Raw genomic sequence first — 13,099 nt, forward strand, 5'->3', positions numbered from 1 at the left:
TTTCTAAGCCGAAATCTGCTCCATCGCCTGCAAAATACGCTTGTCGGAGATCGGATACGGCGTCCCCAGCTGCTGCGCAAAGAAGCTGACGCGCAGCTCTTCGATCATCCAGCGGATCTCCTGCACGTCTTCGTCATCGCGGCGGGCCGGCGGCAGCTTGTTCAGCCACTGCTGCCAGCGCTGCTGCACGCTCTCTACCTTCAGCATCTGCGCCCGGTCGCGGTGCGGGTCGATGGCCATCTTCTCGAGACGTTTTTCAATCGCCTGTAGATAGCGCAGCGTATCGCCTAAACGTTTGTAGCCGTTGCCGGTGACAAACCCGCGATAGACCAGCCCGGCCATCTGGGCTTTTACGTCCGACATCCCCAGCGCCATGTTCATATCTACCCGTCCTTTCAGGCGCTTGTTGATATTGAACACCGCGGTGAGGATCTGCTCCACCTGCTTCGCAATGTTGACCACCGTCTCGTTAAGCTCGGCGCGCACTTTTTCGTGCAGCTTCGCAAAGCCCTCTTCGGTCCACACCGGGCCGCCCGCGGCATTGATCAGCTGATCCACACCGCAGGAGATGCAGTCGTCGATCAGATCCAGCACCTTGCCGTACGGGTTAAAGTAGAGCCCCAGCTTGGCTTTGTTCGGCAGCTTCTCGTGCAGATACTTGATCGGCGACGGGATGTTCAATAGCAGTAAACGGCGCAGCCCGCGCCACATCGCCTGCTGCTGCTCCTGCGGGTTATCGAACAGCTTGATCGCCACGCTGTCGCGCTCGTCCACCAGCGCCGGCCAGGCTTTTACCTTGTAGTTGCCGCGCTTCTGCTCGTAGCTTTCCGGCAGCTGACCAAAGCTCCAGATATGCAGCCCGCTCTGTTCGATACCGTCGTCGGCCACGGCAGAGAGGGTCTCCTGCACTTTGCCTTTCAACGCGTCTTTCAGCTCGGTAAGAGAACGGCCTTCCTGCAGCTTTTTGTTTTTCTCGTCGACGACGCGGAAGCTGATTTTCAGGTGATCGGGCACCTGATCCCAGTGCCAGTCTTCCCGGTCAATGGTCACGCCCGTCATACGCCTAAGTTCGCGCTCCAGCGAATCCAGCAGCGGCAGCTCCAGCGGCGTCACGCGGCCTAAGAACGCCTCGGCGTAGTTCGGCGCGGGCACAAAGTTGCGGCGCACCGGCTTCGGCAGGGATTTGATCAGGGCAATAATCAGCTCGCGACGCAGGCCGGGAATTTGCCACTCAAACCCGCTCTCCTCTACCTGATTCAGCAGCGGCAGCGGGATGTGAACGGTGACGCCGTCGGCATCGGTGCCCGGTTCAAACTGGTAGCTCAGGCGCAGCTTGAGGTTGCCCTGATGCCAGAAGTTCGGGTAATCGAGCTTGCTGACCTGCTCCGCCCCCTCTTTGATCAACATGCTCTTTTCAAAGTTGAGCAGATCCGGGGTGTCGCGGCTGACCTTTTTCCACCAGCTGTCAAAGTGGCGGGCCGAAACCACTTCGTGGCTGATGCGCTGGTCGTAAAACTCAAACAGCGTCTCGTCATCCACCAGAATGTCGCGGCGACGGGTTTTGTGCTCCAGCTCTTCCACTTCGCTGCGCAGCTTCAGGTTTTCGCGGAAGAAGGCGTGGCGGGTCTGCCAGTCGCCCTCCACCAGCGCGTGACGGATAAACAGCTCGCGTGAAAGCGCAGGGTCGATCTGGCTGTAATTCACCTTCCGCGCGGCGACTACCGGCAGGCCGTAGACGGTAACCTTTTCGGTCGCCATCACCGCGCCCTGCGCCCGCTCCCAGTGCGGCTCACTGTAGGAGCGTTTCAGCAGATGCTGCGCCACCGGCTCGACCCACTCCGGATCGATACGCGCGGCAATGCGGCCCCACAGGCGGCTGGTCTCCACCAGTTCGGCCACCATCGTCCACTTCGGCGGCTTCTTGAACAAACCGGAGCCCGGGAAGATGGAGAAGCGGGCGTTGCGCGCGCCGGTAAACTCCTGCTTATCGGCATCTTTCATCCCGATATGCGACAGCAGACCGGTCAGCAGCGCGATGTGAATTTCGCGGTACTCCGCCGGCTCGCTGTTCACCGGAATGCCCAGCTCTTTCACCACCTGACGCAGCTGGGTGTAGATATCCTGCCACTCGCGCACCCGCAGATAGTTAAGGAAATCCAGCTTGCACTGGCGGCGGAACTGGTTCGAGGACAGGGCTTTCTGCTGCTCCCCGATGTAGTTCCACAGGTTCACGAAGGCGAGGAAGTCGGACTCTTTGTCGTGGAAGCGGCGGTGTTTCTCGTCGGAGGCCTGCTGCTTGTCCATCGGGCGCTCGCGCGGATCCTGAATGGAGAGCGCCGAGGTAATGATCATCGCCTCGCGCACGCAGCCGTGTTTTTGCGCCTCCAGCACCATCCGCGCCAGACGCGGATCCACCGGCAGCTGGCTGAGCTGACGGCCCTGCGGGGTCAGCTTGTAGGCGGTGGCCTGTTCGTCGGTGGTGATCGCCCCCAGCTCTTCCAGCAGGCGCACGCCGTCCTGGATATTGCGTTTATCCGGCGCTTCGACAAAAGGGAAGGCGGCGATATCGCCTAAGCCCAGGGCGGTCATCTGCAGAATGACCGACGCCAGGTTGGTACGCAGAATTTCCGGGTCGGTAAATTCCGGACGCGACAGGAAATCGTCTTCCGAATAGAGACGAATACAGATCCCTTCCGAGACGCGTCCGCAGCGGCCCTTACGCTGGTTGGCAGAGGCCTGGGACACAGGCTCAATCGGCAGACGCTGCACCTTGGTGCGGTAGCTGTAGCGGCTGATGCGCGCCGTACCCGGGTCAATGACATATTTAATGCCCGGTACGGTCAGCGAGGTTTCCGCCACGTTGGTCGCCAGCACGATGCGGCGGCCGCTGTGGGACTGGAACACGCGGTTCTGCTCGCTGTTGGACAGACGGGCATACAGCGGCAAAATTTCGGTATGGCGCAGGTCGCGCTTGCTGAGCGCGTCGGCGGTATCGCGGATTTCGCGCTCGCCGCTCATGAAGATCAGGATATCGCCCGGGCTTTCATTGCCCAGCTCGTCCACCGCGTCGAAGATGGCCTGCAGCTGGTCGCGCTCGGTGTCGTCGGCGTCTTCCACCATCGGACGGTAACGCACTTCCACCGGATAGGTACGACCGGAGACTTCAATGATTGGCGCATTGTTGAAGTGGCGCGAAAAACGTTCCGGGTCGATGGTGGCCGAAGTGATGATCACTTTCAGATCCGGACGACGCGGCAGCAGCTCCCGCAGATAGCCCAGCAGGAAGTCGATGTTCAGGCTGCGCTCGTGCGCTTCATCGATGATGATGGTGTCGTACTGCATCAGCAGGCGGTCCTGCTGAATTTCGGCCAGCAGGATGCCGTCGGTCATCAGTTTGACCATGGTGTTGTCGCTGACGTGATCGCTGAAGCGCACCTTATAGCCGATACAGCCGCCCGGCTCGGTTTGCAGCTCTTCGGCAATACGGTTCGCGACGGTACGCGCCGCCAGACGCCGCGGCTGGGTGTGGCCGATCAGACCTTTGATCCCGCGCCCCAGCTCCATACAGATTTTCGGCAGCTGAGTGGTTTTACCGGAGCCGGTCTCCCCCGCCACAATCACCACCTGGTGATCGCGCACGGCTTCGAGGATTTCCTGTTTCTTCTGGCTGACGGGCAGATTTTCCGGATAGGTGATTGCCGGACGCGCCGCTTCGCGCAGCACGACCTTACCCGCTGCCTGTTCAATCTCTTTCGCCATCTCCTGGTAGATAGCCTGTTGTGCATCAGGATTTTTAACCTTCTTGACCCCGTGGAGACGGCGGGCAAACCGCTGTTTGTCACGCAGCATCAGCGTTTCCAGCTGTTGCATCAGCATCGGGAAGGTTAATTTCTGTTGTTCTGTCATAGCGTTAACGGGCAGTGCACTGCCGGATAAAATCTCTTTTTAATGATTGATATAGAGTACCACATTGGCGGTTTTTGCGCCTTATTCAAAAATTTCGAACATAGGCTTCGATATATTGCGCTATCCCTGCGACAGGATTGTGAATAGAGTGTCAGCAAGCAACGGGGCAACCCCCTCATCAAATACATAAAAGGAATCACCCATGAGCAAAGTATTAGTTCTCAAATCCAGTATTCTGGCAGGGTACTCTCAGTCTGGTCAGCTGTCTGATTATTTCGTTGAGCAGTGGCGTGAACAGCACAGCGGTGACGAAATCACCGTCCGCGATCTGGCCGCTCAGCCAATCCCGGTACTGGATGGTGAGCTGGTTGGTGCCCTGCGTCCGAGCGATGCGCCACTGACCCCACGTCAGCAGGAAGCGCTGGCGCTGTCCGATGAGCTGATTGCCGAGCTGCAGGCGCACGACGTGATCGTGATTAACGCCCCGATGTACAACTTCAACATCCCAACGCAGCTGAAAAACTATTTCGACCTGGTGGCACGCGCTGGCGTAACCTTCCGCTACACCGAGAAAGGCCCTGAAGGCCTGGTGACCGGCAAACGTGCGATCGTGCTGTCCAGCCGTGGCGGTATTCATAAAGATACCCCAACCGATCTGGTTGCGCCGTACCTGACCCTGTTCCTGGGCTTCATCGGCATCACCGACGTGAACTTCGTGTTCGCTGAAGGTATCGCTTACGGTCCGGAAGTGGCGACCAAAGCCCAGACCGACGCGAAAGCCGCGATCGACAGCCTGGTGGCTGCATAAGATTTCCCACTCCCACCGCCCGGTGGGAGTTTTTTATTTCCTGCCTTACCCCGCCACTTTACGAGACGTCTCGTAGAATCAACATGCTTTTAAAATTCTCTCTGGCGGTACCCAGCGCGTCACTTATCTCTATCGCGGAGGGTAACAGCCCTGAACTGCAACGCGGAATGCATGAGGGAACATAATTAAGCAGAGTGCTGTATTTTTCAGTGATCAGATGAAGCGGGTCAAAGCTGTCCTTACGTGACAAAAACCGCGTTTCTTCCACGCCGTTGATGAATTCCTGCCCAGTAAGGCCGTCTTCTATTACGACCCAAGGATCTTCTCCGGATCCACTGGCATTAGTAATGTCTGCCAGAAGATAACACTTTTAAAATAGGGAGTATGGATAGCCGCAGCTACGTTCAACTTTTGCTGCGACCTGTCCAATACAAGGCTGACTACTTATGCGCCCTAAAACAGGACACGTATCTATTTGTTAGATTGCAACTGTAACTGGAATGGATATGCAATTCTCTCGTTCGTCTTCATCTGGGCTGAAGCTTTGTCTGTAAAAGCAGGCCAGCTATACGACTTTGTTATGAATTTCCACGAGTAAAATTCCTTCGCTTCATCGGTGATTTTCAGGTTAAGAATGCTCCAACTTTCATCGTGACAATGTGATTTTTTGGCATAATCATCTTCTGTAAAACAAGCTCTTATCATTTCTCGTGATGAAAAAGGAATATTTTTAAAAGCCAGTTGATATGATCCATCATTATTAATCATCATAAAGTTAGCGTATTCTTCCTCTCGCCCGCCGCCAGAATACGATGTTGACCATTTTGAAACTAGCGCAACAGCCATCTTTGTTTTGTTCAAAGGGTATAACGCAGGATATATATATACATCATTTTTGGTTAACTCATCATCAAGACCGCTCTCAATTTCATTGCCTTTAGAGAAATCCCACATAATAATTTTTGAATACACTTCACCTTCTTTTTTTATTTTCATCAATTGGAGCTGTGGCAGCGTTAAATAAAAAATATCGTTTTTGTTCTTTACTGTCCAAATGTCAGTCTCATTATCACAGTCACCTTCGGCAGCTTTACATATATTAAGATACTGTGCGCTATCTTTTTGTAACGCAACTAGCGTGACTGGTTTTGTAGCATTTTCACTAACACCCGCCACCGCAGAAAAAGATATAATCGCAAACAATAAAATTAATTTTTCCATTATTTATCCTGATGTAAAAATTTTAATGATAGAAGGGTCCGCCTCCATCACAGCTCATCGAGCGCACTAATTTTGGTATTTATATCAGCCATTTTCACCGAATCACCACGCCGTTCGTAAAGCGTTACAGCCCTTCTGTAGGCTTTGAGAGCCTCCGTCTTAACCTTATCGGTACCGCTTTCACTCCTTAGAGGATCATGATACCGCCCCCAACTATATGCATATACCCGATAATTATAGATTTCACTATCTTCAAACGAAAAACCAACCTCTTTGTTAAGAATATTAAGATGTTCAGCCTTAAAAACATCTATTGCTCTATTAAAGTATTTAATTCTGTCATTATAACCATTAAACCCACCATTAATAAGTGCTGTAACCATGTTGAAATCATCATTTTTAGCATGTTTCACTACATTTTTATTCACGCAGTAAAACCAAAAGGCAGATCTAACACAGTCTGGATATTGGGCTATTTTGTTTCTTGCGGCATCATCGGATTCAAAATCATCACCAACATACGTGCCATATTTTGTATATACATCCTGCCATGTTAACTGAATTAACCCACGTCCATACCACGGTGCATAACTGGCACTTGTCCCTCCAATTTCATTAGTTAATGTTAAACCACCACTTTCATGGCAACATTGAGCCAAGAAATGAGCTTTTTCACGACAAGTTATAATGCCGAACTCACGAAAACCATTGTTGAATGCAGGTAAGTACTGCTTTAGTATTGCTTTACTTGCTTTTGGTGCAATATCATATAATTCCTCTAAGGTAATATCCCTGCCGCATGCACAATTTCCCTTTGGATTAATTATTTCCAGAAACTCAAGTGGGTGAAAATGCCATACCGATCGCTGACTGGCGAATGGCGGGACTTTATCCATCCAGCGTGTAGCGTCCAGAAATCCCCCCGTTGACCTTCTTAACAATCGGACTTTCTTCTCTGTCCTTGAAGACCGATGACCAGCGTGTATCATCGCGGGTACTATGCCAATAGCTGTCGTGCTTCACTATCAGACGCCGCGCATATTCCGGAATGCTCATCTGGTTGGTATGCAGTGCGCCAAACAGCTGCGCATCCTGTAATTTATCCGTATAACGTCCACTCAAATCCCGATTTTCAGCACTGCGGATCAGGCTGTCATAAAACATTTTCGCCTGTGAGCTTTGCGGCCCTTTCTCCCCATCAAAGTGAGAGTTGAAGCTTTTCAGAGCATTGATTAACCAGCTTTCGTCCAGCGTGCGGGTAAAATCTGTGGTGGGCTCCGCTTCAATACAGTGAAAGTTTAACGCCGTTAAATCATGCTGACTAAGTTGCTCCACATCATCCTGGTGCACCCAGCTGTGTGGGCGGATCTGAAAGTACGTTACCCCGGTTTTATCCGTAAACGGATACGTGGCATCGCGCGGGATGATTCTTCCGGCATCAGCACGAGTAATGGCGCTCATCTGTTCAAAAGTGCTGTCTTCACCCTCACCATTTCGTAGGAACAGCGGCCGTTTCAGCTTCAGCTTGATATACTGTTTGCCCGTTTTGATGCCTTTCACGTTGGCCACAAAATCAGAGATATGCTCATCAAGACTCAGCAACTCGATATGAGTTTTGTATTCCGTGGTAATAACCTGCGGGTAATTATCTTCATCTGCCAGATCCTCAGCACCGAGGAATCCGACCGGTTCGCCTGCCTTCACCGTCACTTTCAGCGGAACGGGCGGCACAACCACATCATCAAACACGCCGTGATTCAGCGCATTGTGCATCCAGTCAGGCAGACATATGTAACATTCCCCGTCAGGCTCCAGATATTCCGGGCGCATCGCGACCCAGAAAAGTGTTCCCGAAGGTTTTCCCGCTTCAAGGCGCTGCACCAGTGCAAACGGCTCAGGCTGACGTTCCAGCAGAAACGATTTTTGCTGCAGTACGGCCAGTATTTCACCCTGCTTCAGTGTTCTGGCATGACCCTGTTTATTTGCCAGTACATCCGGAACAATCTCGCGACTGTGATCATGGCGGGAATGGCGACGAATCCGCACACCGTGGCCTTTCTGCGTGACCCGGTATAGCGGGCGTTGCGGGTATTCTGAAAGGGGGGCCATATGCATGTACAGTTGATACAGCGTCAGCCAGGAGGATTCATCCTCCTCGTCTGGCTTGTACACTGACCTGACCAGCACAAAGGTCCCGGACTCGCGCAACGGCCTTTCCTGACGACAGTCAGTCTTCGCGTAATCCCGGTTAAGCCGCCATGCCACCACCTCACCGTCCATCATAAACTGGAGCGGCACTGACTTTTCCGGCGCATCCTGACTCAGCACCGACGCCGGAGAAGATGACGCTCCGATGTGAATGCCACCATGCCAGTACCAATTTACGCCAAGTAACCACCAACCATGGGCGTTTTTTCGAGTGTCAGTTAACAACTCGTCATAGTTCTTATACTCCCGACCATCGGCTTTCCGTACCGGATAACGTATGTTCATCGTCTTCCCTTAAGTTAAATCACTAAGACCATGATAATCGCAGGGAGTTAAGAAGAAAGGGAGTAAAATTTATGCAGCTTTTAGTACTGAGGTACTACTTACTTACGTAGATAATCCTGTGACGGAGTACCGCTTAGATTTTGCTCTTAGCGGAAGATATTTTCCGTTTTTCAGGTGGCCCTCTTAAATGCCGACGTATACCACAGGTCATTTCAGTTCACGTTTTCTCTGGCAGCAGAATAATTATGGACCTGTACTATGTACACCAATAGGTGTACGTGGTACCTTACATGGAGAGATAATCGTGTGCCATGCGATAGAATTTATCGAGACATCACTGTTTACACGGCAGATCAAACAGATTGCTACAGATGATGAACTCCTGGCGCTACAGAGAGAACTGATTGCATTTCCGGACAAAGGCGATGTCATCCAGAATACCGGCGGGCTTCGAAAAATCCGGATGGCCACGGGTACTCAGGGGAAAAGCGGCAGCGCCAGGGTGATTTACCTTTTGGCGACACGCGAGATTATCTGGCTGGTGCTCGCTTATCCGAAAAGCGCCAAAGAGAATCTGACTGAAGCGGAAAAGGCTCAGCTTAAGAAACTGACAACGTTACTAAAAAACGAGGTGTGAAATGGATTTTTTTGACGAACTCAAAACCTCCCTTGAAGAGGCGGTGGAGATCAAAAGCGGGAAAAAGGCCCCTGCCCGTGTGACCCGCTATGAGATTGCCGATGTGAAGGCGATCAGAGAGCAGCTCAACGTTTCCCAGGCTGAGATGGCAAAAGCGCTGGGCACCAGCGTCGATACCATCAAAAGCTGGGAATCCAGACGGCGTAATCCAACGGGCCTTGCGGCAAAAGTGCTGGCCACTATCCAGGCGAACCCGGCATTCTTTTACGAACTGGCTGCGCATTAAATGGTCATTTTAACGAAGCGAACAGCGGAAATGAAAAAGCCCCAGCAATATATTTTGCCGGGGCTTTTAGGGTACTACCGATTTAATATTTAACATTCATCAACTTAATTACACTACAACTTCTAAGATGTACGTATTCTCACAGGATTACCGATAAAACAAGTTAACGCTACCTCCTTTGATAAGTATGTGAAATAACATCATTTCCTGTCGTGTACATCACCCACGCGATATATACTCTTGATGCGTTGCCTTAATTGCGTCGCGATATTCTTAACGCCATACTTACGTCCCCAGATCGCGACCATTACTCTTTGAAACAAGGCCTTACATCATCGCGTTTACTTCCCCATCATGCGATCGTACTGATTTACTGCATGGCCTGAAAGCGTGTTCACACTGGCGTTTAGTTATTACCAGGACCCAAACTACACTACTTCGTGGCCTTTATCGCATCTCTTTACTGCTCTATTACCGCACCGTGAAACATTTATTTCTCTGTGGTGCTGAGTTCTAATTTACTCATTATAGCTGCACTGTCAACACCCGAATCACGCACTGTTATATTTTATTGTTTAATATCATTAAAACAGATAATTACGTGATCCCGATCTCGTTTAATAAGGGGTTTTGCCGCTCAACTGGCGGACTTCGGCCGCAGGTTCTCATCAAAAACCAGCCGCTTACGATCCGGCTCCACCTCGTGCAGCGGCTCGACCTGATGCATCGTCTGCTTGCAGCGTTCCACCAGGGTCTGATACTCCCGGGTGCCCTGCTGCTTCCACGCCTTTTCCTGCTCGCTCAGCACGCGGATCGCTTTGGCCGGGCTGCCGATAATCAGATGGTCGGCAGGCATTTCCGCCTTCGCTTTTACAAAGGCGGCCGCGCCGACAATGCTGTTTTCGCCAATCACCGCCCCGTCGATGATCACCGCATTCATCCCCACCAGCGCATTGCGGCGGATGATGCAGCCATGCAGAATGGCGCCATGACCGATATGGCCCTCTTCTTCCACCACCGTGTCCTGCTCCGGAAAACCGTGCATGATGCAGTTATCCTGGATGTTGGCTCCATCTTTCACCACGATACGACCAAAATCGCCGCGCAGGCTGGCGTTAGGCCCCACGTAGACCCCCTTGCCGAGGATCACATCGCCAATCAGCACCGCGGTCGGGTGGACATAACTCTCTGGTGGAACGACCGGGGTCATCCCATCGATTTGATATACAGGCACATTACCTCCTTCAGGCAGGCGTCAGGCCGCCGAAGCGTTGCCAGTAGGAGGAACCCGGCGACGGCAGTTCGCCGACGCTGGTCTCCCCTTTCTCACTGACAAACGCCAGCGCACCTGGCGCGACGCGCTGATAAATGTTGATGCACAGCTGGCGGGCCGTCTGGCCTGCCCAGTGCGACGGGAGTAACTCTTCCGGCAGCAGTGGATCTTTCAGCACCACCCGGCGATAAAAGTGGATCAGCAGCAGCTGGATCTGGAAGCAGCGTTCCGGCGTCAACTCCTCCGGGGCGGCTTCACGCAGCAGCGGCAGCAGCGGCCGGAACGAGTCGATAAAGGTTTCGTACATGACGTTCTGCTCGCTGAGCTGCCAGCACTCCTCGACACGGGAGCGCAGCGCGGCGCGGGAGAGCGCCAGCGGCGAATGCGCCTCAAAACAAATCACGTTCTCGGCCACGCCCGCTTCGTGCAGCAGGGTCTGTACATCCGCCAGCTGTTGCGACGGCGAGGCCATCAGGCTGGGCGCCAGGGTGCCGAACCCCTGCCAGATCAGCTGTTTCTTCACGTCCGCCAGCGTGGCTTTGTCCATCCCTTCGGACAACAGCAGCAGCCATTTGCCGTCCCAGGCCGGTAGCTCCGCACGATAAATTTTCGCCTCAGCGCGACGGGTCAGGCGTAGCCCTTTGTCGCTTAGGCGATAAAAGCTGCGTCTGCCGATGCGGACCACATCCAGCCAGCCCTCTTTGTTCAGGCGGAACAGCGCAGTGCGCACGAAGCGCTCGCCAAATCCCATCCCTTCCAGCAGTGATGCCAGGCTGCCCAGCCAGACTTCACCGCCGCGATGGGAGAGCGCATCACCGTATAAGGAGGAGATCAGTGAGGTACCGCTGACGGGAACGGAGCTGACCGCGTGCTGGATAAAGGCGTCGAGTTTACTCATGTGATTCATTCTGTTGTGATTATTTTTCCTGATGAATCATAGCATAGCTCTACAAGCGCGACCCTCCCCAATACGGAGAGGGTCAGCAGGCAGGGATTAGCCGTTGGCAGCGACCTTACGCAGGTCGAAGACGCGGCAGGCTTTGCCTTCGGAACGCGGGATACTGCCGCAGTTCACAATGGTTACGTCGGTGGAGATCCCCACCATCGATTTGATGCGATGGCGCAGCTCATGGCACACGTGGCAGCGCTGCTCATGGGTCAGGGTTAAGCTGCTCTGCTTCAGCTCCACTTTCACCGAAAGCGAATCAAGATGGCCCCGGCGATTGACCTCCAGCTGGTAGTGCGGTGACAGGTGTTCGAACTTCACGATCTCCTCTTCCAGCTGGGACGGGAAGACGTTCACGCCGCGGATGATCAGCATATCGTCGCTGCGACCGCTGATGCGATCCATCCTGCGCATGGTGCGGGCGGTGCCCGGCAGCAGACGGGTCAGGTCGCGGGTGCGGTAGCGGATCACCGGCAGCGCCTCTTTGGTCAGGGTGGTGAACAGCAGTTCGCCCTGCTCGCCGTCATTGAGCGGCGTGCCGTCGTTCGGGTTGACGATCTCCGGGTAGAAGTGATCTTCCCAGATGGTCGGGCCGTCAGCGGTTTCGATGCACTCCATCGCCACGCCCGGACCCATCACTTCGGACAGGCCATAGATATCCAGGGCGGTGATGCCGAGGCGTTTCTCGATTTCACGGCGCATCGCCAGGGTCCAGGGCTCGGCACCAAAGACGCCGACGCGCAGGGAGCATTTACTGGCATCGCCGCCCATCTGGCGCTCCAGCTCTTCAATCAGGTTGAGGCAGTAGGACGGCGTCACCATGATCATGTCCGGCTGGAAATCGCGGATCAGCTGGGCCTGTTTCTCTGTCTGGCCGCCGGACATCGGGATCACCGTCGCGCCTAAACGCTCGGCACCGTAATGCGCACCCAGCCCGCCGGTGAACAGGCCGTAGCCGTAGGCGACGTGAATTTTGTCCTTCGCACTGCCCCCGGCGGCGCGCAGGGAGCGGGCCACAATGTTAGCCCAGTTATCAATGTCGTTCTGCGTGTAGCCGACCACGGTCGGTTTCCCGGTGGTTCCGGAAGAGGCGTGAATACGCACCACCTGCTCCATCGGCACCGCGAAGGTGTCGAACGGATAGTTGTCGCGCAGATCCTGTTTGGTGGTGCACGGGAACTTGCGGATATCCGCTAACTCTTTGAAATCGTCAGGATGAACCCCCGCCGCATCAAACTTGCGTTTGTACATCGGGACGTTGTTATAGGCGTGTTCTAACGTCCACTTCATGCGCTGGGTTTGCAGGGCCTGCAGCTCATCCAGGGACGCGGTTTCGATTGGATCCAGCTTAGTTGTCGTTGTCATTGTAGGGTACTCACATTTTTATAATTGTTCAGACACGCTCAAGGATCATGGCAATGCCCTGACCGACACCAATACACATCGTGCAGAGCGCATAGCGCCCTTTCCGACGGTGCAGCTCGTTGCTGGCGGCCAGCGCCAGACGGGCACCGCTCATGCCCAGCGGA

11 protein-coding genes are annotated in these 13,099 nt (G+C 53.8%); 3 read left to right on the forward strand and 8 right to left on the reverse strand.

Annotated features, from left to right (window positions below):
• Window positions 1-3: 3 nt before the first annotated feature.
• Window positions 4-3,906 carry an ATP-dependent RNA helicase HrpA gene (hrpA, locus tag AAHB66_RS12565; protein ID WP_347113138.1) on the reverse strand — a complete coding sequence of 1,301 codons (3,903 nt, stop codon included), beginning with the start codon at window positions 3,904-3,906 and terminating at the stop codon, window positions 4-6.
• Window positions 3,907-4,108: 202 nt separating this feature from the next.
• On the opposite strand from hrpA, the gene azoR reads away from it, so the two are divergent.
• On the forward strand, window positions 4,109-4,714 hold the full coding sequence (gene azoR, locus AAHB66_RS12570) for an FMN-dependent NADH-azoreductase (protein ID WP_347113139.1): 606 nt from the start codon (window positions 4,109-4,111) through the stop codon (window positions 4,712-4,714).
• Window positions 4,715-5,185: 471 nt separating this feature from the next.
• Here azoR and AAHB66_RS12575 read toward each other — a convergent pair whose 3' ends face one another.
• From AAHB66_RS12575 to AAHB66_RS12585, 3 genes are read right to left on the reverse strand one after another with little or no spacing between them, the layout of a single operon-like run.
• On the reverse strand, window positions 5,186-5,935 hold the full coding sequence (locus AAHB66_RS12575; RefSeq protein ID WP_347113141.1) for a hypothetical protein: 750 nt from the start codon (window positions 5,933-5,935) through the stop codon (window positions 5,186-5,188).
• 47 nt (window positions 5,936-5,982) lie between these two features.
• A complete protein-coding gene (locus tag AAHB66_RS12580) occupies window positions 5,983-6,831 on the reverse strand; it encodes a hypothetical protein (protein WP_347113142.1) in 849 nt (282 codons plus the stop codon).
• On the reverse strand, window positions 6,824-8,428 hold the full coding sequence (locus tag AAHB66_RS12585; protein WP_347113143.1) for a hypothetical protein: 1,605 nt from the start codon (window positions 8,426-8,428) through the stop codon (window positions 6,824-6,826). Before AAHB66_RS12585 ends, AAHB66_RS12580 begins: the two co-directional genes overlap by 8 nt.
• Window positions 8,429-8,732: 304 nt before the next feature.
• Here AAHB66_RS12585 and AAHB66_RS12590 point away from each other — a divergent pair, with 304 nt between their 5' ends.
• Both AAHB66_RS12590 and nadS read left to right on the forward strand, forming a co-directional pair.
• Window positions 8,733-9,065 carry a type II toxin-antitoxin system RelE/ParE family toxin gene (locus tag AAHB66_RS12590; protein WP_347116479.1) on the forward strand — a complete coding sequence of 111 codons (333 nt, stop codon included), beginning with the start codon at window positions 8,733-8,735 and terminating at the stop codon, window positions 9,063-9,065.
• Window position 9,066: 1 nt separating this feature from the next.
• Window positions 9,067-9,351 carry a NadS family protein gene (gene nadS / locus AAHB66_RS12595; protein WP_333849408.1) on the forward strand — a complete coding sequence of 95 codons (285 nt, stop codon included), beginning with the start codon at window positions 9,067-9,069 and terminating at the stop codon, window positions 9,349-9,351.
• Between the two features lie 637 nt (window positions 9,352-9,988).
• On the opposite strand, the gene paaY is transcribed toward nadS, so the two are convergent.
• From paaY to AAHB66_RS12615, 4 genes are all read right to left on the reverse strand, one after another.
• Window positions 9,989-10,585, reverse strand: a complete 597-nt coding sequence (gene paaY / locus AAHB66_RS12600) for a phenylacetic acid degradation protein PaaY (protein WP_347113144.1) — start codon at window positions 10,583-10,585, stop codon at window positions 9,989-9,991.
• Window positions 10,586-10,595: 10 nt separating this feature from the next.
• On the reverse strand, window positions 10,596-11,531 hold the full coding sequence (gene paaX / locus AAHB66_RS12605) for a phenylacetic acid degradation operon negative regulatory protein PaaX (protein ID WP_347113145.1): 936 nt from the start codon (window positions 11,529-11,531) through the stop codon (window positions 10,596-10,598).
• Between the two features lie 87 nt (window positions 11,532-11,618).
• On the reverse strand, window positions 11,619-12,935 hold the full coding sequence (gene paaK / locus AAHB66_RS12610) for a phenylacetate--CoA ligase PaaK (RefSeq protein WP_347113147.1): 1,317 nt from the start codon (window positions 12,933-12,935) through the stop codon (window positions 11,619-11,621).
• 28 nt (window positions 12,936-12,963) lie between these two features.
• Entirely contained in the window at window positions 12,964-13,089 is a 126-nt protein-coding gene (locus AAHB66_RS12615; RefSeq protein WP_347113148.1) for a hypothetical protein, read from the reverse strand.
• Window positions 13,090-13,099: the final 10 nt, after the last annotated feature.

Source organism: Leclercia sp. S52 (assembly GCF_039727615.1).
In the GTDB taxonomy this organism is placed as follows: domain Bacteria; phylum Pseudomonadota; class Gammaproteobacteria; order Enterobacterales; family Enterobacteriaceae; genus Enterobacter; species Enterobacter adecarboxylatus_B.